Source organism: Halorubrum sp. Ib24 (assembly GCF_002252745.1).
In the GTDB taxonomy this organism is placed as follows: Archaea; Halobacteriota; Halobacteria; order Halobacteriales; family Haloferacaceae; genus Halorubrum.
In genome coordinates this window covers 1-19,000 of record NZ_NHOX01000021.1, presented here as the reverse complement: position 1 = coordinate 19,000, position 19,000 = coordinate 1, and the positions used below count along the sequence as shown (strand labels likewise).

Sequence of the window (19,000 nt, the reverse complement as noted above, 5' to 3'; positions counted from 1 at the left end):
TCCCGTCGCCTACGCCCGAACTTCGATCAGGAGGTCCGACTCGGGCGACTCGCCCATCGCCTCGCGGATCCGGTCCCACGAGAGGCTCGCGCGGGCGGTCACCGTCTCGGCCGCGGCCGCGCCGCAGGCGTTGCCGACGAGCAGGGGCACCTGGTAGTCGCGCGGGTCGTGCGAGAATCCGCCGTCGACGATGTCGGGCTCACGGAGGGCCGCGCCGAGGAACCCGGCCGCGAAGGCGTCGCCGGCGCCGGCCGTGTCGACCGGGTCGACGTCGAAGCCGGGATGCGAGACGTCGCCGTGCGGCGTCCGGACCGTCGCGCCCTCGTCCCCGAGCTTGATCGCGACCACGCGGTCCGTCGGCTCCCACGGGTCGATGTCGGTCGAGTCGGCCAGCGCGTCCGCCTCCCGAGCGTTCAGAAAGAGGGCGTCGGCCGCGTGGAGCGCGGCGTCGAACTCCCGGTCCCCGACGCGCCGCCCGGGGTCGAAGCTGCGGGTCGCGCCCGCCTCGCCCGCCGCGGTCGCCAGCGCGGCCGCCGTCTCCGGCTGCTGTCCCGTCAGGTGGAGGTGGTCGGCCGCCGTCAGGGTGTCGCGGTCGAGCCCGGCCGCGGTGAACGACTCGTTGGCGCCGTCGTTCGCCAGCATCAGCAGCTCGCCGCCGCCGTCGACGATCACGTACTTCACCGAGGTGGGCTCGTCGGCGTCGACGAGCACCTGGCCGGGGTCGACGCCGGCGCTCGCGAGCTCGCGGAGCGCGAGCGCGCCCGACTCGTCGCCGCCGACGCTCCCGTAGACGACGGACTGCCCGCCGAGGTCGACGAGCCCGACCGCGACGTTCGCGGCGCTGCCGCCCCCGGACTGTTCGAGCCGCTCGATCCGGGTCTCGCCGTCCGGCTCCGGCAGTCGGTCGACGTGGATCGTCACGTCCCAGTTGATGTGACCCGCGGCGATCACCTTCGGCACGCGGCTCGACTCCTCCGGCCAGAGGTCGGGGTCCGTACCGACGGGTCCGGATCCGCCCGGCGCTCCCGCGCCGTCGCCCGGTTCGGCGTCGTCTGACTCCCACTCGGAGACCTCCTCGTCCCACTCCGCGACCTCCTCCTCCCAGTCGTCGCGCCCGGTCTCGCTCCCGTCTCCGTTCCCGCTCCTCTCTCCGTTCCCGCTCCTCTCTCCGTTCCCGCTCCTCTCTCCGTTCCCGCTCCTCTCTCCGTTCCCGCTCATGGCTCCGCCCACGGCTCCGCGGCCCCCTCGCCGAACAGCTCCCGCATGAGCGTCACGATGCTCTCCGGCGGGAACTGCCCGTGCTCGGTGACGATCGCGTCCATGTACCGCGGCGGCGTCACGTCGAAGGCGGGGTTCTCGACCGCGATCTCGCCGATCTCCTCGCGGTCCTCGGTCCCGATCACCTCGCTCTCGTCGCGCATTTCGATCTCGACGGTGTGACCCGTCAGCGTCTCCGGGTGGAGCTTGATCGTCTGGGCCGCGGTCATGATCGGAACGCCGCGCTCGCGGGCGTTGACCGCGAGCCCCGAGGTGCCGATCTTGTTGATCACGCCCCCGTCGGCGGCGATCGAGTCGGCCCCCACGACGACGTGGTCGACCTCGTCGAGGTAGCGCCGGGCCGCGGAGTCGACGATGAGCGTGACCGGGACCCCGGCGTCTCGGAGCTGTTCCGCGGTGATGTGGCCCTGCTGTCGCGGACGCGTCTCCTTGACGACCGCCGAGATCGACTTCCCCTGCTCGACGGCCGCCTCGATGCACGCGAGCGCGTCGGTCGAGTGACAGTGCGTCATCACCGTGTCGCCGTCGGCGAGGCGGTTGGCGCCCACCCGCCCGAGGTCCTCCTGCGCGCGGTCGAGCTGGCGGACGAACGCCTCGCTCGCGTCGACCACGCTCCGGCGGAGCCGATCGACGTCGTCGCCCTCCATCCGCTGGAGGACGTACCGGAGGGCGTTCGGCAGCGAGACGGCCGTGGGGCGGGTCTCGCGGAGGTCGCGGGCCGCGGAGCGCATCGACGCGCGGAACGCCGTCGGGTCGCTCGCGGTCCGCCCGCTCTTCGCGGCCGCGCGCGCCTGCTCGGCGAGCGCCTCGGCGGCGGCGGAGGCGATGGTCGCCGCCCCGCGGATCTCCATCGTCGCGATCTCCTCGGCGGTCTCGCGCACCGCGGCCGCCGGCTCGTGCTCGGTCATATCGATCCGGTAACCGGCCGGGTATTTATATAACCGGGCGACTGGCCGAGAGTCCGGCCTCACTCCGCGTCCCGCCCTACTCCGAGTCCGGCTGCTGGCCGTAGCTCTCGAACCGCTCCTCGACGGTCGCCAGCTGGTCGTCGGTGAGGACGGTGGGCTCGCCGACCGCCGACGCCCGGAGGTAGAGTCGGCAGAGGTCCTCGACGTGGCGCGTGTTCTCGACCGCGGTCTCCAGGTCCGGCCCGGTCACCACCAGCCCGTGGTTCGCGAGGATCGCCGCGTCGGAGTCGGCCTCGGCCATCGCGGCGACGACGTTCGCGGCCAGTTCCTCGGTCCCGTACGGCGCGTAGTCCGCGAGCGGCACCTCCCGGCCCACCGAGACGATCATGTAGTGGACCGGCGGGAGCCGCCGGCCGAGCGTCGCCATCGTCGTCGCCCACGGGGAGTGGGTGTGGACGATCGCGCCCGGCCGGTCGTGCTTGTAAATCCCCGTGTGCATCGGCACCTCGCTTGACGGTGCCATCCGGCCCGCCAGGCGCTCGCCGTCGAGGCCGACGACCGGCACGTCGTCGGCGTCGAAGGAGTCGTACGGCACGCCCGTCGGCGTCACCGCGACCGCGTCGCCGTCGCGGACGCTGAGGTTCCCGGTCCGGCCGGGCGTCAGGCCGGCGAGCGCCGGCGCGTACTCGACGACGGACTCGCGAGCGTCGCGGAGCAGGTCGGGGTCGGGACCCGTCGGGTCCCAGCTCACGGCGCCACCTCCGTCAGGTCGGCGAAGGCGTCCGGGCTGTAGTCCGGTCGCCGCCGCTCCGGGAGCTCGTCGTCGGCCGGCGCGTCGCCGCCGGCGTCGAACAGGGCGGTGTCCATCCCGACCGCGTTCGCGCCCGCGACGTCGGCGTCGACGTTGTCGCCGACCATCAGCGCCTCGCTCGGCCGGCAGTCGAACGCCGCGAGGGCGGTCGTGAATGGCAGCGCGCTCGGCTTCTCGCGGCCCACCTCCTCGGAGGTGACGAGCCGGTCGACCCGGTCGTCGACTCCGAGTCGGGCGAGCTTCTGCAGCTGGACTCGGGTCGTGAGGTTGGTCACGATCGCGACGTCGACCCCCGCCGCCGCCAGCGCGTCGAAGACCGACACCACGCCGTCACAGAGCCGCATCTCGGACGCGTATCCCTCCCAGTAGGCGTCGCCGAGCGCGAGCGCGGTCGCGGCGTCCCGCTCGCCCGCGTGGCGCCGGAGCGCGCGCTTGAAGTAGATGTGCCGGTCGTGAGAGGCTGCGGTGCCGGCCGTCTCGCGCTTCGCCTCCAGTCGCGCGGTCGCGTACAGCTCGTCGAACGCCTCGCGGTCCATCTCGTACCCGCGCTCGCGGAACGCCGCGAGCGCCGCCCGCTTGCCGGCCTCGTTGCAGGGCGGATACGGGTACAGGGTGTTGTCGAGGTCGAAACAGACGGCCTCGTAGCTCATGTCCCCACTCGGCCGGGCGGCGACTTAAGCGTGGTTCGACGCGGTCGCTCCGTCGGTTTATAAGCGATACCGCGGCCAGCGCGCCCGTGAGCTGAGCCGTCGTCCGCGGCGGCCGAGGCGGGAGCCCGGCGCACCGCCGCGGAGAGGGACCTCGCCGGCTGTTCGCTCGGGTCCGTCAGCGATCGGTCCGACCGCTCACTGCTCGTTCATCGCCTCGCTGGCGATGTTCCGACCGCGGGAGTTGAGCGCCACCTCGCGGCGCACCCGCACCTCCTCGACCACGTCAAGCTCGACGAGCCGCTCGAACGTCTCCTCGACCGCGTCGACGTCCATCCCGAGGAACGACGGGATCTCGAACGGCGAGACGCCGGAGTACAGCGCCATCAACACCTCCCGGTCGCGGCTGGAGAGGTCGACGTTCGTCGAACTGCGCTCCTCGCCCTTCCGGAGCCACGCCTCGACGAACCGCATCCGGTTGGGATCGCCGGCGACGTGCGTCTCGATGCTGGTGCCCTCGTCGTCGGTGTGAGACACCTCGATGACGGGCTTCTTCTCGCCGTTGACGGTGCGTTTGGCCGCGTCGAGGCCGCTGATATCGTCGAGGTCGAACTTCACGAACGCGCCGCTCTCCAAGGCGGCGTTGAGCCCGTTCTCGTCGATCTTCACGCGGGCCTGCTCCCACTCGGTCTCCTGGACGACGCCGCCCTCGATCGCGGGGTGTTTGGCGGTCACCGTCCGCTGGTCGAGCAGCGCCCGGTAGACGTCGCGCTCGAACGCCTCGTGGTCCGACGCCGCGACCAACAGCACCTGGTTTCCGAGGTCGAAGCTCACGTAGTTCGAGACGCGCGCGACCGACTGGTTGGCGTCGTGGCGCCCGCCCAGCCCCCGGAGCTCCGAGAGTGGGATCGTTCGCTTCCCGTCGTTGCCGGCGAGGATGAGCCGCCGGTTCGAGAGGAGCACCCGCCCCGGCGTCCACGAGACGTCGCTCACCTTCCGACCCTCTCGGACGGCGACCGCGAAGCGACCCTGCGTGTCCGTCACCTTGTACTCGCCGCCGCCGTCGGACATCTACGGTCCCCCCGCCCGGAGCTTGGACACCGCGGAGAACACCCGTTGCCGGACCGCGGAGCTCTCGTCGTCGGTGAGGTCTTCGAGCCGGTTCAGCGTCTCCTGCCCGCCGATCTGCCCGAGGACGAACACCGCCTTCGCCCGCGCGTCCTCCGGGTGTTCGGTGCCGAGCCGGTCGAGCAGCCGGTCCTCGACGATCGGGCCTCCGAGGCTCTTGAGGCTCGTGGCCGCGAACTGAGCTGTCTGCGCGTCCTCGTCGGCGAGCGCGTCCGCGAGCGCCTCGACCGCGAGCGCCGACTCCGGCTCCGCGACGCGACCGAGGATCCACGCCGCGTTCCGCCGCTGGCGGCTCTGCTGGCCGTCCGTGAGGATCTCGACGAGCGGCTCGACGACCGTGGCGTCGTCCGCCGACTTCAGCTCGGAGACGACGCGGTCGCGGACCGCGTGGCTCTGCTCGGTCGGCACGTTCGACAGCAGCTCGATCACCGAGTACACCGCGGCGTTCCGGACGACCGCGCTCTCGACGCCGAGCGCGCGCGCCAGCGGCTCAACCGGCTCGGGGTTGTTCGCCTTCCCGAGCGCGCCGGCGGCGATCCGCCGGAGCGACTCGTCGCCGTCGTCGAGGAGGTCGAGCAGCGGCGACAGCGCCTGGTCCGTCCCCACGTTCCCGAGGGCGTTCGCCGCGGCGCGCTTGACCCGCGGATCGCCGTCGTCGAGCCGCTCCGTCAGCGCCGGCACCGACCGCGGGTCCGCGAACGTCCCGCAGGCCTGACAGGCTCGCAGCCTGACCCGGGGGTCCTCGTCGTCGAGCGCCTCGCCGAGGTGCTGGAGCCCGCTGGCGTCGTCGAGCCCGCCGAGCGCGTTCGCGGCGGCCATCCGGAGCTCCGGGCGGTCGGCCTTGAGCGCGCGGGCGAACTTGCGGGCGGTGACCCACTCCGCCTCGGAGCCGCTGGTGCCGGTGAGCTCCTCGAGCAGTTGTTCGAGCGCCGCCTGTCCGAGTTCGTCGAGCGCGTCGACCGCGGCGCCGCGGACCTCCGCGTCGTCGTCTCTCGTCGCCGCCCGGAGGAGTCCCTCGACCGTCGCCTGGTCGTCGACGTCGCCGACCTCCCCCAGAAACTCGGCCGCTCGGCGCCGGACCGCGGCGCTGTCGCTGCTCAGCGCGTCCCTGAGCCGTTCCGCGTTCCCGTCCCGGGCGTACTGGTACAGGGACATCAGACCCTCCCGAACACCCGTCGGCGCTTGTCGATCGGCTCGTACCTGTCGGACCGCCCCGGCGGGACGCTCTCCGTCATCCCGAGCACGAGCACGCCGTCGTCGGCGAGCGACGCCTCGAGCGTGTCGAACAGCGCGCCCTTGTGGTCGACGTCGATGTAGATCAGGAGGTTGCGACACAGCACGACGTCGAACGGGTCGCGCGCGCCGTCGCGGATCAGGTCGTGCGTCTCGAAGTCGACGAGCCGCTGGACCGCCCGCCGAACCCGAAACGTGTCGCCGTCGCGCTCGACGTAGCGGTCGGGGTCCGAGAGCGGCTCCAGCTCCTCCGCGATGTCCGTCGTCCGAGTCGTGTGATAGACGCCGTCGCGGGCGTTGTCGAGCGCCTCTTCGCTGATGTCGGAGCCGAGCACCTCGATCCGCGACTCGTCGATCTCGGGGGCGTCGCAGGCGAGCATCGCGACCGAGTACGGCTCTCGACCGTCCGCCGAGGGGGCCGACCAGACGCGGACCCGCCGCTGCTCGCTCGTCCGCTCGCGGAGCACGTCGCGGAGGACGTCCCACATCTCGGCGTTGCGGAAGAACTCCGTCACGTTGATCGTGAGCGCGTCCATCAGCGCACGCCGCTCCTCGTCGTCCTCCCGAAGCAGGCGCTCGTACTCCGCGTGCGACTCGGTGTCGCGGCGGCGCATCCGCGCCGTGATCCGGCGGTCGAGGTACGACTCGTTGTAGTAGCCGGGCTCGAACGGAACGGTGTCGTCGATCTGACGGAGGACGCCCTCGAAGGCGGTCTCGCTGCTCATAGGCTCACCACGTCGAGAACGGCCACGACGTCGCCGTCGCCGAGGACCGCCGTGCCGCTCAGTCCCGGCGTCCCGGACAACGGCCCGTCGAGGGGTTTCACCACCACTTCTTCCTGGTCGAGCACCGCGTCGCAGTGGAGCGCGACCTGCCGGGTCTCCTCGCGGATCCGCACCAGCATCCCCTCGTCGGTGACGCCGCCGTCGGTCGATGCGGCCTCGGCGTCGCTCACCGCGGCCTCGGCGTTCGCCGGCGGTCCGTCCTCCGCTCCGGCGTCGCTCTCTCCGGATCCGTCGCCGATTCCCGAGCCGACCGCCGCGGCGCCGCTCTCCGCGAGGCGCTCGTTCAGTCGGATCACGGGGTAGAGGTCGTCCTCGTGGCGGACGATCTCGTCGCCGTGGACCTCCTCCACGTCGTCGGCGCGGGCGACCTCGGCGATCGACTTGATCGGGATGCCGTACTCCGTGCCGCCGACGTCGACGAACATCACCTTCACGATGGCGACGGTGACCGGGAGGCGGAACCGGACCGTCGTTCCCTCGCCGGGCTCGCTCTCGACCGCGACGGAGCCGTCGAGGTCCCGGGCGGTCGTCCGGACGACGTCCATCCCGACCCCGCGCCCGGAGACGTCGGTGACCTCCTCCGCGGTGGAGAAGCCGGGGTGGAAGACGAGGTCGTACACCTCGTCGTCCTCCATCGCCTCGACCGCCTCGCGGCTCTTGACGTCCTCCTCGACCGCCTTCTCGCGGAGCTGGTCCGGGTCGAGTCCGCCGCCGTCGTCGGCGACCTCGATTATCACGTGGTCGCGCTCGCGCTCGGCCGTGAGCCTGACGTGTCCGGTCGGATCCTTGCCGGCGGCCTCGCGCTCCTCGGCGGACTCGATCCCGTGGTCCACCGCGTTCCGCAGGACGTGCACGAGCGGGTCGCGCATCTCCGTGAGGATCGTCCGGTCGAGCTCCACGTCGTCGCCCTCGATCTCGAAGTCGATCCGCTTGTCGAGGTCCCGCGAGATGTCGCGGACGAGCCGCGGGAACGAGTCCGACACCTGCGAGAACGGGATGAGCCGCATGTCCATCGCCGTGTCCTGGAGGCTGGACGCGAGCTTGTCGAGCTCGTCCAGCGTGTCCGACTCGGCGTCCGCCGCCTCCAGCTCGCGCCGGAGCTTGATCCGGCTCGTCACCAGCTGCTCGACGAGCCCGTACAGCTCGTCGACCTGGTCGACGTCGACGCGGATCGACTTGATCTCGTCGCGGTCGGTCGTCTCGGACTGCGAGTCCGGTTGGCCGGCCGAATCGGCGTCGCCGTCCGGAGCGGGCGTCGTATCGGACTCCGCCGGCTCGCCGTCGGGCGCACCCTCGGCCGTCTCTCCCTCGCCGGGGCCGGCCTCTTCGGTCGGCGCCGGCGCCGCCTTTTCGGCCTGCGCGCTCGACTCGTCGCCGTCGGCGGCGGCGTCGCCGGTCTCCGCGGCGGCGGCGTCACCGGTCTCCGCGGCGGCGAGCGCGGTCGCGACCGACTCGACCTGCGTGAGCGCGCCGAGCCCCTCCGCGACCACGTCGGGGTCGGCGCCGGCGACGAACGCGTCGAACCCCTCGTCGTACTCGCCCTCCTCCAGCGCGTCCGGGTCCGGATCCGTGACGTGGCCGTCGAACTGGCCGTCGAGCGCCTGCAGGACGAGCGCGGCGTCGACGCCGGCCATCGACGTCTCGCCGATCGTCACGTCGGCGTACACCACGGGGGCGTCGAGCCCCGCGGCGGCCGCCGGGAGATCGGGGACGGAGACGTCGTCGCCGTCGGCCGCGTCGTCGTCGCCATTTTCGGCAACCGTGTCGTCGCCGTCGGTCGCGTCGTCGCCGTCGGCCGCCGAGTCGCCGCCGACGGTCCCGTGTTCCTCCATCTCCCGGAGGCGGCCCTCCAGATCCGAGGGGTCGGTCGCGACCTCGCCGGCGTCGGCGATTTCCGCGACCATCGCCTCGACGGTGTCGACCCCCTCGAACAGGAGGTCCATCAGCTCGGGCGTCACCTCGCGGTCGCCCTGTCGGACCGCGTCGAGCAGGTCCTCGAGGGCGTGCCCGAAGTCGGAGACGTCGTCGTACCCCATCGCCGCGGCGTTCCCCTTCAGCGTGTGGGCGACGCGGAACACGTCGTCCATCGCCTCGGCGTCCTCGGGGTCGGCCTCCAGCGCGAGCAGGGCGTTGTTGAGGTCCGTGATGCCGTCCTCCGCCTCGGCGACGAACGCGGCGCGGTGGGAGTCCATCAGGCCCCACCCCGCACGATCGCGCCGGCGACGTCGTCGAGGTCGCGCACCTCGTCGACGCCGCCCGTCTCGACCGCGCGCTTCGGCATCCCGTAGATGACGCAGGTGTCCTCGCTCTGTGCTATCGTCCGGGCGCCGGCGTCGGCCATCGCCCGGATCCCCTCGGCGGCGTCCGAGCCCATCCCCGTCAGCACGACGCCGACCAGCGGGTCGTCGACGACCTCGGCGGCCGAGCGCATCGTCACGTCAGCGGCCGGCGTCACCGACTACGAGTCGTCCTCGTCGAGCTTCACGCGGAGCCGCCCGGCGCGGTAGCTGTCGATTCGCGTGTGGCTCCCGCCGCGGGCGACGACGGCCTCACCGGGGCCGATCCGCGCCCCGTCGCTCGCCTCGCGCACGTCGTACGCCGAGGCGGCGTCGAGCCGGTCGGCGAACCGAGCGGTGAACGCCTCCGGCATGTGCTGGACGATGACGATCCGACAGTCCGCCTTCGGCAGCGCCGACATCACGCGCTCGACCGCGTTCGAGCCGCCCGTCGACGAACCGATCACGACCGTCAGCGGGCCGTCGACGTCCACGGCCGCGGTCCCGGGCGAACCGCTCGCGCCGGCCGAGGCGGTCGCGCCCGGCGACGGATCGCTCGCGGCGCCGTCGGCGTCGCTCTCTCGTCGGTCCCGGGTCGCCGCGTCGAGGTCGGCGTCGGCGACCGACTTGACCGCCTCGACCAGCCGGTCGGACTCGCGCGAGACGCCGGTGGATACCTCGCCGCCCGGCTTCGAGAAGAAGTCCACCGCGCCGCGTTCGAGCGCCTCGAACGTCACTTCCGCGCCCTCGGCCGTGTGCGCTGACAGCATCAGGACGGGCGTCGGCGTCTCGTCCATCAGGCGCTCGACCGCCTCCAGCCCCCCCATACCCGGCATTTCGACGTCCATCGTCACCACGTCGGGACGCGTCTCGGCGACCAGCGACAGCGCCTCCGCGCCGTCGCCGGCCTCGCCGACCACCGCCACTCCGGCATCCGTCAGGAGATCGGCGATCAGGCCCCGCATGAACGGCGAGTCGTCGACGACAACCACTCGTAAGGAGTCGTCGCGACCGCCCCGCCGATCCGTCGTCCTACTCATGTGCGATAGCGGGCCCAGAATCAGCATAAATCCACGGACCCAGTAATCACCCCTGATAATTCAGGGGACACGGTTATTGGCCCCTTCGCCGCAGGTCAGGCCATGGCAGCCACCGAGACGGAGGCCGAGCCCACGAAGGTGTTGGAGTTCGGACTAGGCGACGGGACGTACTGTCTGGACATCGGCGTCATCGACGAGATCGTCGACGCCGGCGAGCTGACGCGCATCCCCAACTCGCCGGACCACGTCGAGGGCGTGATGGACCTGCGCGGGCGGACGACGACGATCGTCGACCCGAAGACGCTGTTCGACATCGCGGCGGAGGGCCCGCGCGAGCGCATCGTCGTGTTCGACGACGCCGAGATCGACGAGGGCGGTACCGTCGGCTGGATGGTCGACGAGGTGTTCCAGGTCCGCGACGTCGCCCCCGAGGACGTCGATCGGGGCACGACCGTCGACGACGAGGGGATCCGCGGGATCGTCAAGTCCGACGACCGCTTCGTCGTCTGGGTCTCCCCCGACGTCGAGGACGTCGGCGACATCGACGCCGCCGACGTGGTCCCCGAGGACGCCGAGGCGTAGCTCGCGGGGCCGGGACGAGCGTCGCGACGACGGCGGCGGCGCGACAGTTCTCACCAGTGAGAAACGCGAGCCAACCCTTATGCGCCGACCGGCGAGTGGCTTCGTATGCGCGTCACAAGCGGCGTTCCCGGGTTCGACGGTCTCGTGGACGGCGGCTTCCCGGAGAGTCGTTTATACGTTGTAAGCGGCCCTCCCGGCAGCGGGAAAACGACGTTCTGCTCGCAGTTCGCCGCGCAGGGCGCCCGTAACGGCGAGGACGTCCTGTATATCAGCATGCACGAGACCAAGGAGGGGATCCGGCGCGACATGAGCGGGTACGACTTCGGGTTCGACCGCGCGCTCGACACGGACCGAGTCACGTTCCTCGACTCCTTCTCCTCCGACGGCCGCCGGTTCTTCGGCCTCCCGGGCGAGCGTCGGGACCATTCCGGGGTGACGAACCGGCTCACCGGCTTCATCAACTCCCGCGACATCGACCGCGTCGTCTTCGACTCCACCATGCTGTTGCGGTTCCTCCTCGACGACGACGAGGACACGATGATCCAGCTGCTCTCCTCGCTGAAGCGGACCGACGCGACGACGCTCCTCATCTCCGAGATGACCGACCCGAGCGCGTACTCGGAGGAGCACTACCTCGCGCACGGCGTCGTCTTCATGCACAACTACCTCGAGGACGACGGAATGCAGCGCGGGGTCCAGGTGCTGAAGATGCGCGGGACCGACGTTGACACCGACATACAGGACGTTCAGTTCACGGACGGCGGGCTCCGCGTCGGCGCCGCCACGACGGTGACCCACTGATGTACGACCGGACCTTCGGCACGGAGTGGAACGAGCTCACTCGCGAAGAGGCGGTTCGACGGGCGTTCGCCCTCGGCGTCGCGGCGGGCGTCGGGAACGGGCGCTCGGCCGAGCTCGACCGCGTGATGGAGGCGTTCCCGAGCGCGTACGACCGGAGCCTCGTCGAACTGGCGTACGACGAGGGGCGGACCAAGGCGCTCAACGCCACCGACGACGCGGACGACCCGGAGGAGGTCTGGGAGACGCTCGTCGACGCCGCGGGGACGCCCCGCGAGTCGCCCGTCGGAGCCGCGCTGCCCGGAGCGATAACGGGTCTGACACTAACGCGACCGCCACGAGAGGGTCCCCCGTCGTCACTCGACCTCCCGTCGATGCTGCGGAAGTGATCCCTCGGAAGGGTTTTACGCGATACCCCCTCAACCCAGACACATGACCGTGCTTCCCGACGCTGTCCGCGACGCCGACAGCGTGCTCGTCAGCGGCCCCCCGATGAGCGGGAAGTACGACCTGTTCAACCGGATGCTCGCCGAGTGGACGGACGAACCGGTCGTCATCTCGACCGGCCGCACCGCGGAGAAGGTCCGCGGCGACTACGAGTCGATCACGGGACGGGACGGCGACGACGTGGCCGTCATCGACTGCGTCACCCACGAGCAGGGCGACAAGCGCGACGACACGCCGACGACCAAGTACGTCGGCAGCGCCGGGAACCTCACCGACATCGGGATCAAGTTCACCGACGTCGTCGAGTCCTCGACCGGCCGCGACCGCGCGGTCGGCCTCTACTCGCTCTCCCAGCTGTTGATGTACTGGGACCCCGAGCGCATCTACCGATTCACCCGCGTCATGACCTCGCAGACGTCGGGGGAGGGGTGGCCCTTCGTCGGCGTCGTCGGGTCGACGGCGCACGACGAGCAGGTGGTCCACACCCTTCACGAGCCGTTCGAGGTCGTGGTCGAGACGCGCGTGGAGGGCGACGACCGCGAGTTCCGCGTCCGCGGGCGGGTGGGCGGCCCCTCCGACTGGACGCAGTTCTGATCGGAAGCGGCGACCGCGCCGGTCGAACCGGAACCGGAACCGGATCCGGCGGCCGCGACGCTCACCCGATCAGCTCGAACTGCGCCCCCAGCGGCGGCGCGTCGACGATACCCCAGTAGACGAACCGGTACGTCCCGGGACCGAGCGGCGGACAGACGGTCAGGTCGAGGTCGGGGACGGCCGAGGCGATCGCTTCTTCGTCGAGGTCGATCGACCAGCTGTACGCCCCGGTCGGGCCGAACGCCTCCTCGGTACGGGGGAGCTCGACGGCCTCTCCGGTCGTCGAGCCGCGGACGTCGAGCCAGCCCGCCGCGGTCTCCCGCTGGACCGAGTAGGCGTGTCGCCCGAGGGCGGTCGCGGGCTCGTCGCCGGTGTTCCGCAACACCAACCGGAGCGACTGGCCGTACGTCTCCGAGTTGCCCTCGGCGGACAGTTCGACGGTCGTCTCGGCCGTCTCGACGAGCGTCCCCGCAACCTCCTTCTCGAACGGCTGCGAGAGCCGGACGAACTCGTCGTCCCCGCAGGACAGCGTCTCCGGGGTCCCCTCGGGCCCCTGCGGACCGTCGCCGGCGGCGAAGTCGAGGCAGCCGGCGGCGCCGACCGCTCCCGTCGCGGCCAGCGTCGCCCCGGTCCGCGCCAACAGGTCGCGTCGCGTGCGCTCCATGCGAACCGTAGGGGCGGGACCGGTTTCAAGGGCACGCGTTCGGGCGACCGACGCCCCCTCGGACGGGCCGCACCGCCTCGGCGCGCTCGGGGTTCGGAACCGCTTTCCCGTCGGCCGGCCCATGACCGGCCATGGAGCTGTTCGGATCCAGCGGCATTCGCGGGGTCGCGCTACGGTACCTCACGCCGGAGCTCGTCCTCGACATCGCGAAGGCGGCCGGATCGGTGTGGGACGCCGACCGGGTCGCCGTCGCCCGCGACACCCGCACCACCGGCGAGCTGTTCGTCAACGCCGCCGCGAGCGGGCTCGCCGCCGTGGGTTGCGACGTCGACCGACTCGGCGTCGTGCCGACGCCCGCAGTCGGGAACTACTGCGAGTCGACGGGGGTCCCGGCCGTGCTCGTCACCGCCTCGCACAACCCGCCGGAGTTCAACGGGATCAAGCTCGTCGGCGACGACGGCGTCGAGCTCTCGGTCGACGTGCTCGAACGCGTCGAGCGCCGCGTCCTCGACGACGAGTACGACCTCGCCGACTGGCGGACCGCCGGCGCGACGACGGCCGTCGACGGCGCCGTCGACGACTACGTCGACCAGCTGCTCGACGCGGTCGACCGCGAGGCGATCGCCGACGCCGGGCTAACGGTCGCGGTCGACCCCGGTCACGGCGCGGCGTCGGTGGCGTCGCCGCGGATCTACCGCGAGCTCGGCTGTGACGTGCTGACGGTGAACGCGACGCCGGACGGCCACTTCCCCGGTCGCGACTCCGAGCCGATCGCGGAGAACCTCGAAGCGCTCTCCCGGCTCGTCGCGACCTCCGAGGCCGACGTGGGGATCGCCCACGACGGCGACGCGGACCGCGCCGTCTTCGTCGACGAGGACGGCGGGTTCGTCGACGGCGACACCTCGTTCGCGGCGATGGCCGACGCCTGCGTGGAGCCCGGCGACAGCGTCGTCAGCGCCGTCAACGTCTCCCAGCGGCTCGTCGACGTCTGCGACGCGAACGACGCCGACCTTGAGCTGACCCCCATCGGCGCGACGAACATCATCACCCGGACGCGCGAGCTCCACGAGGCGGGAGTCAACGTACCCGTCGCCGGCGAGGGGAACGGCGGGCTGTTCTTCCCGCCGTACCGGCTCTCGCGGGACGGCGCGTACATCGGCGCTCGCTTCCTCGAACTGCTCGCGGACGCCGGCGAGCCGGTCAGCGACGTGGTCGCGCCCTACGCCGACTACCACTTCGTGCGCCGGAACGTGGAGTACGCCGACGCCGCCGAGCGCGACGAGATGCCTCTTCCGCGGGCGCGGGCGTACGTTCGAGACCGCCGACGCGAAGCCGAACACCACCGACGTGCTAACCGCCCGAATTACGGGCGACGCGTGGTGCTCGCTGAGTGCGTCCCCTTCCGGCACGGGAGCGAAGTCCGGATCTTACGCGAGTCGCCGAACCCGGACCCGCGCCGAGCCAAGCTCGCCGACGGAATGGCTGGTGCCGTCGAGAGCGGGCGGTAGTCGGCGACCGAAGCTTTGAGGACGGAGACGCCGGGGGGGAGCGACGCCGTCTCCGCTCGGAGGCGGCGCCGCTTCGCCGGCCGCGGACTCCGTGCGACGCGCGCGTCGGTCGTCGAACTCCGGGGGGCGAGACCGGCCCCCCCTCGTGACGACACGTGACGGAACCCCGTCAGTACCGGTAGTAATAATTAACCATGTTTGTAGTAAGAATAGACATGGCCGCGGAAGAAGCCCGGCGTCGCATCGCGCATCGATCCGAGACGGTTCGACCGCACCGATCGATCTTTGTGCGTTGACGATGGAGGGAGCAAAACGTAGAACGACACCGGCGCCGTCGCGTCGGGAGCGGTAACGCTGGAGGAGCTGGACCGCTTCGTCCGGCGCGTCGAGCGCGGCGAGGTGGACTGCTGCGACGGGACCGACGCCGTCGTCCGGATCGTCCGGTCGCTGTTGAGCGACCGCCGTCCCAGCTGGGAGGAGATGGAGCCGGCCGGGCGGGCGACGGGCGCCTGACGGCGCGCGTTCGAAAGGATCGGGTATCCGCGGCTTCGGACCGCTCGTTCGCGTTCTCTCTCTGTTCTGAGGCGCCGCGTCCGCTCGCGTCGCTCCCGACCGGTCGAGCGCCGAGAGCGCCTCGGCCGCCTCGCGGGCCGCCCGTAGGTGGTCGCGCGCCCGCCGCGGGTCGTCCGTCTCCTCGGCCGCGACGGCGAACCGGTGGAGCGTCCGCGTCAGCGACGCCCGGGCGTCGGCGACGCTCTCGGAGCCGGCAGTCGTCGTCGGGGGGCTCTCGGACGCGCCCGCGGTCGGGTCGGGGACCCCGGTCGACGGCTCCGGGGTCGTCCCAGTCGACGGCTCCGAGGGCGTCCCAGTTGACTCCCGGTCGGGGCGCCGCGGCTCGGCCGAACCGTTCGCGCCGGTCGCCGGGGACGGCGCTCCGTCAGTCGGGGGCGTCGGCGAGCGGTCGACCGCGTCCGCGCCGACGTCTCCGGACGCGGCCGAAGTCGAGGTGCCCGCGGTCGGGTCGGCGCTCCCCTCGTCCGCGGCGTCGACCGTGTGGCAGGTCGGGCAGAACTCCTGCCCGTCCTTCCGGAAGATGGGGTCGCCGCAGTCGTCGCAGTGGCGGTTCGTCATCGTCGCCCCCTGCAAGAGGAGCTCCGACATCCGCTGCGTGTGCTCGCGCTTCTCCTCGTCGTCCGCGAGCTTCTCGCGGAGCTTCTCGCGCTCGGCCTCCTTGTCGAACCCGTCGCTCATGGGCGGACGAACGTGGTTGACGAGCAAAAGTCCGGTGGGCTCGGGACGACCGGGGCGCGGCGGCGACCGCCGCTCCGCCGTCGGCTACTCCTCGGTGATCGTGCGGTCGTCCGGGTCGAGCTCGCCGCGGTGGATCTTCGAGCCGTCCTGCGCGACCTGCCGGCCGAGGACCGCGCACTTCACCCGCATCGGTGAGATGTCGACGCCGAGCATCTCCGTGACGTCGTCGGTGTCCATCCCGTGGAGCTCCTCGACCGCCATCCCGTGGAGCCGCTCCGAGAGCATGCTCGCGGAGGCCATCGAGATGGCGCAGCCGTCGCCCGTAAACCGGACCGCTTCGATCGTCTCGCCCGCCTCGTCGAGGTCGACGTCCATCCGGATCGTGTCGCCGCAGGAAGGGTTTTCGCCGACGTGCGTGAAGTCCGGCTCCTCGAGCTCACCGTAGTTGCGCGGGTTCTTGTAGTGGTCGAGGATCTGCTGCCGGTACATGTCCGAGCCCAGTCCCATATCGGGTTCAAATAGGCCAGTGCGGGACAAAAGGGTTCCGTCGATTGTGACGACCGGGCGCGGGGACCGCGAGCCGACGAGCGGCGGACACCGACTACTCCTCGGATCCGGCGGTCTCTGCGCCCGGCCTCGGCCCGGACGGAGGCGCCGCCGTCTCGGCGGTTCGGGGGCCGTTGCCGGCGACGAGCTCGCGGAGCCGTTCGAGGAGGCGCTCGTACTGCCCGCGTTCCGAGCGCTTCGTGAAGTACCCGTCAGCGCCGGCTTCGAGCGCCAACGCCTCGGTCTCGCCCTCGCGACAGGTGGTGTGGAACAGCACCGGCACGTCGCTCCCGTCGCGGCGGAGTCGACGGACCAACTCGACGCCGGAGCCCTCCGGCAGCCGCTGTTCGGTCACGACACAGTCGACCGCGTCGGCCGCGTCGAACGCCGCGGCGACCCCGTCGACCGACCGGACCGTAACCCCGTCGACCGACCGGTCCGTGAACGCCGCGAACAGCTCCGCCGCGCGCGAGTCGGGTTCGACGTGAAGCACCGCGACGGAGTCGGGTTCCGGCGTCGAGTCGCGGTCGGCGGCGTGCATCTCTGTCTGGGCATCGGGCGCGGCGGCGGACGGTGAAGTGTCGGTCATGAACGGGTGATATCTTCGCAACGCCGCTACGGCCGATTGCAACGGACGTCGCCCTCGTTTTACTATTTTTACTCGGATAGTAATAATAATTGTGCGACCACCGTTGTCACGCCTCTCGGGTTGCCAGCGACCCGATCGCTTGTGATGACGATCGACGGGCAGACGGTGGAAACGATGCGAGCCGGGAGCGTCGAACAGCGGAACCGAACGACGGTTCGGGGGCGGCCGGAGAAGCGATTACTTAGTGGTCTTCGACTTGCCGCTCCGGTCCGGCGATTTCGGCACACTCAGGCCTCGCGTATCGCGGCGGATCCGAGCGAACGGCCGCCCGCGTCGACGCGCGGGGGCCTCAGGCGAACAGGTCGCGCGCCTCGCCGACGGCCTCGACGAGAGCGTCGACCTCCTCGACGGTGTTGTAGAGGTAGAAGGAGGCGCGCGCGGAGGCGGAGACGCCCATCTCGTCGTGGAGGGGTTGGGTGCAGTGGTCGCCCGCGCGGATCGCGATCCCGTAGTCGTTGAGGATGCTGGAGAGGTCGTGCGCGTGGACGCCCTCGACGTTGAACGCGACGAGGCCGCCGCGGTCGTCGCCGGGCGGCCCGTAGATCTCCACGCCGCCGAGCGCCGACAGCTCGTCGTAGGCGTACTCGGCGAGGAGGTCCTCGTGGGCCTCGACGCGGTCCATCCCGACCTCCTCTAAGTACTCGATCGCCGCAGCGAAGCCGATCCCCTGCGCGATCGAGGGCGTCCCGGCCTCGAACTTCCACGGAAGGTCCTCCCACGTGGAGTCCTCGAAGGAGACCCGCCGGATCATGTCGCCGCCGTAGAGGTACGGCTGCATCGACTCCAACAGCTCCTCGCGGCCGTACAGCGCGCCGATCCCGGTCGGGCCGCACATCTTGTGCGCGGAGAACGCGAAGAAGTCGACCCCGAGCTCATCGACGTCGACCGCGCGGTTCGGCACCGACTGCGCGCCGTCGGCGAAGATGTACGCGCCGTGGTCGTGCGCGAGGTCGGCCAGTTCGGCGATCGGGTTGATCGTGCCGAGCGTGTTCGAGATGTGGACGACCGACACCATCTGCGTGTCGTCGTCGATGAGGTCCGCCGCGTCGTCCATGTCGAGCCGCCCCTCGTCGGTCACGTCGATAAAGCGCACGTCGGCGCCGGTCCGCTTGCCGATCTGTTGCCAGGTGACGAGCGAGGCGTGGTGCTCCATCTCGGTGAGGACGACGTTGTCACCGGGACCGAGCTCCTCGAGGCCCCACGCGTAGGCGACGAGGTTCATCGCCTCGGTCGTGTTCTTCGTGAAGACGATCTCCTCGCGGCCCGCGGCGCCGACGAAGTCGGCGACCGCGTCGTGGGCCTCCTCGTAGGCGACGGAGGCCTCCTGGCTCAGCTGGTGGATGCCGCGGTGAACGTTGGCGTTGTAGCTCCGGTAGTAGTCCGAGATCTCGTCCACGACCGGGTCGGGGGTGTGCGAGGTCGCCGCGTTGTCGAGGTAGACGAGCGGCGTGTCGTCGCCCGGTCCCTGTCCCGGCGACTCCGGATCCCCGCCGACCTTCCGGTCGAGGACGGGGAAGTCTGCCCGGAGCGCTTCCACGTTGAACGGGTACTGCTCCTGAACTCCCATTACGCTGATTTGGGCCCCGAGCACTAACACATCTTCGGTCCGGCAGGTGTTGCTCGCGACTCGGACGCGGATCGTTTTTAAAAGAAAGGGACGATCTCAGTCACCGCCAACGCTCCGGCCGCTCGATTATAAATGGCTGCTCGGAAGTCAGCCCTGAAGACCTCCGAAACCCCAGCCGCGACGGCTCGCGCGGCTCGATTCGCTCCTCGACCGCTCACTTCGTTCGCGGTCTGCGGTGCTTTCGTCGCCGTGCTTCGCCCTCGTGACAGCGAGGCGCTTCGCGCCTCT

At 71.1% G+C, this 19,000-nt stretch carries 15 protein-coding genes and 5 pseudogenes; 5 read left to right on the top strand and 15 right to left on the bottom strand.

The window, feature by feature from the left end; translation table 11 throughout:
- Window positions 1–9: 9 nt before the first annotated feature.
- The 10 genes and pseudogenes from DJ82_RS04980 to cheB form a co-directional block, all read right to left on the bottom strand.
- Window positions 10–1,218: a carbohydrate kinase family protein gene (locus DJ82_RS04980; protein ID WP_094581219.1), complete on the bottom strand. Its 1,209-nt coding sequence runs from the start codon at window positions 1,216–1,218 to the stop codon at window positions 10–12.
- On the bottom strand, window positions 1,215–2,186 hold the full coding sequence (locus DJ82_RS04975; protein WP_094526303.1) for a ribose 1,5-bisphosphate isomerase: 972 nt from the start codon (window positions 2,184–2,186) through the stop codon (window positions 1,215–1,217). Before DJ82_RS04975 ends, DJ82_RS04980 begins: the two co-directional genes overlap by 4 nt.
- A 76-nt stretch (window positions 2,187–2,262) precedes the next feature.
- Window positions 2,263–2,937 (bottom strand): class II aldolase/adducin family protein, encoded by a 675-nt coding sequence (locus DJ82_RS04970; protein ID WP_094581209.1) that lies wholly within the window; start codon window positions 2,935–2,937, stop codon window positions 2,263–2,265.
- On the bottom strand, window positions 2,934–3,647 hold the full coding sequence (locus DJ82_RS04965; RefSeq protein WP_094581208.1) for an HAD family hydrolase: 714 nt from the start codon (window positions 3,645–3,647) through the stop codon (window positions 2,934–2,936). Before DJ82_RS04965 ends, DJ82_RS04970 begins: the two co-directional genes overlap by 4 nt.
- Before the next feature lie 195 nt (window positions 3,648–3,842).
- Window positions 3,843–4,715 carry a CheF family chemotaxis protein gene (locus DJ82_RS04960; protein ID WP_094522216.1) on the bottom strand — a complete coding sequence of 291 codons (873 nt, stop codon included), beginning with the start codon at window positions 4,713–4,715 and terminating at the stop codon, window positions 3,843–3,845.
- On the bottom strand, window positions 4,716–5,927 hold the full coding sequence (locus DJ82_RS04955; protein ID WP_094581207.1) for a HEAT repeat domain-containing protein: 1,212 nt from the start codon (window positions 5,925–5,927) through the stop codon (window positions 4,716–4,718). It abuts the gene before it with no gap.
- Window positions 5,927–6,730: a protein-glutamate O-methyltransferase CheR gene (locus DJ82_RS04950; RefSeq protein ID WP_094581206.1), complete on the bottom strand. Its 804-nt coding sequence runs from the start codon at window positions 6,728–6,730 to the stop codon at window positions 5,927–5,929. Before DJ82_RS04950 ends, DJ82_RS04955 begins: the two co-directional genes overlap by 1 nt.
- Window positions 6,727–7,158: pseudogene (locus DJ82_RS15680) on the bottom strand (chemotaxis protein CheW); the annotation flags it as partial. The pseudogene DJ82_RS15680 and the gene DJ82_RS04950, both read right to left, overlap by 4 nt.
- Before the next feature lie 5 nt (window positions 7,159–7,163).
- Window positions 7,164–8,982 (bottom strand): annotated as a pseudogene (locus tag DJ82_RS04945) (ATP-binding protein); the annotation flags it as partial.
- Window positions 8,982–10,106, bottom strand: a pseudogene (gene cheB / locus DJ82_RS04940) (chemotaxis-specific protein-glutamate methyltransferase CheB). The pseudogenes DJ82_RS04945 and cheB, both read right to left, overlap by 1 nt.
- Window positions 10,107–10,208: 102 nt before the next feature.
- Between cheB and DJ82_RS04935 the strand changes: the two are divergent.
- The 4 genes from DJ82_RS04935 (at window position 10,209) to DJ82_RS04920 (ending at window position 12,527) form a co-directional block, all read left to right on the top strand.
- Window positions 10,209–10,688: a chemotaxis protein CheW gene (locus tag DJ82_RS04935; protein WP_094526308.1), complete on the top strand. Its 480-nt coding sequence runs from the start codon at window positions 10,209–10,211 to the stop codon at window positions 10,686–10,688.
- Window positions 10,689–10,793: 105 nt separating this feature from the next.
- Window positions 10,794–11,489: an ATPase domain-containing protein gene (locus DJ82_RS04930; protein ID WP_094558402.1), complete on the top strand. Its 696-nt coding sequence runs from the start codon at window positions 10,794–10,796 to the stop codon at window positions 11,487–11,489.
- A complete protein-coding gene (locus DJ82_RS04925; protein WP_094581204.1) occupies window positions 11,489–11,875 on the top strand; it encodes a hypothetical protein in 387 nt (128 codons plus the stop codon). Before DJ82_RS04930 ends, DJ82_RS04925 begins: the two co-directional genes overlap by 1 nt.
- A 43-nt stretch (window positions 11,876–11,918) precedes the next feature.
- Window positions 11,919–12,527 (top strand): hypothetical protein, encoded by a 609-nt coding sequence (locus tag DJ82_RS04920; RefSeq protein WP_094581203.1) that lies wholly within the window; start codon window positions 11,919–11,921, stop codon window positions 12,525–12,527.
- 61 nt (window positions 12,528–12,588) lie between these two features.
- On the opposite strand, the gene DJ82_RS04915 is transcribed toward DJ82_RS04920, so the two are convergent.
- Window positions 12,589–13,191 (bottom strand): hypothetical protein, encoded by a 603-nt coding sequence (locus DJ82_RS04915; RefSeq protein WP_094522225.1) that lies wholly within the window; start codon window positions 13,189–13,191, stop codon window positions 12,589–12,591.
- A gap of 131 nt (window positions 13,192–13,322) precedes the next feature.
- Between DJ82_RS04915 and glmM the strand changes: the two are divergent.
- Window positions 13,323–14,699 (top strand): annotated as a pseudogene (gene glmM / locus DJ82_RS04910) (phosphoglucosamine mutase).
- A gap of 615 nt (window positions 14,700–15,314) precedes the next feature.
- On the opposite strand, the pseudogene DJ82_RS15675 reads toward glmM, so the two are convergent.
- The 4 genes and pseudogenes from DJ82_RS15675 to DJ82_RS04890 all read right to left on the bottom strand — a co-directional run.
- A pseudogene (locus tag DJ82_RS15675) lies at window positions 15,315–15,950 on the bottom strand (Sjogren's syndrome/scleroderma autoantigen 1 family protein); the annotation flags it as partial.
- An 84-nt stretch (window positions 15,951–16,034) separates the two neighbouring features.
- Entirely contained in the window at window positions 16,035–16,457 is a 423-nt protein-coding gene (gene sufU / locus DJ82_RS04900) for a Fe-S cluster assembly sulfur transfer protein SufU (RefSeq protein WP_094522229.1), read from the bottom strand.
- A 94-nt stretch (window positions 16,458–16,551) separates the two neighbouring features.
- Window positions 16,552–17,085 (bottom strand): response regulator, encoded by a 534-nt coding sequence (locus DJ82_RS04895; protein ID WP_094522230.1) that lies wholly within the window; start codon window positions 17,083–17,085, stop codon window positions 16,552–16,554.
- A gap of 349 nt (window positions 17,086–17,434) precedes the next feature.
- Window positions 17,435–18,712 carry an aminotransferase class V-fold PLP-dependent enzyme gene (locus DJ82_RS04890; protein ID WP_094581202.1) on the bottom strand — a complete coding sequence of 426 codons (1,278 nt, stop codon included), beginning with the start codon at window positions 18,710–18,712 and terminating at the stop codon, window positions 17,435–17,437.
- Between the last annotated feature and the right edge of the window lie 288 nt (window positions 18,713–19,000).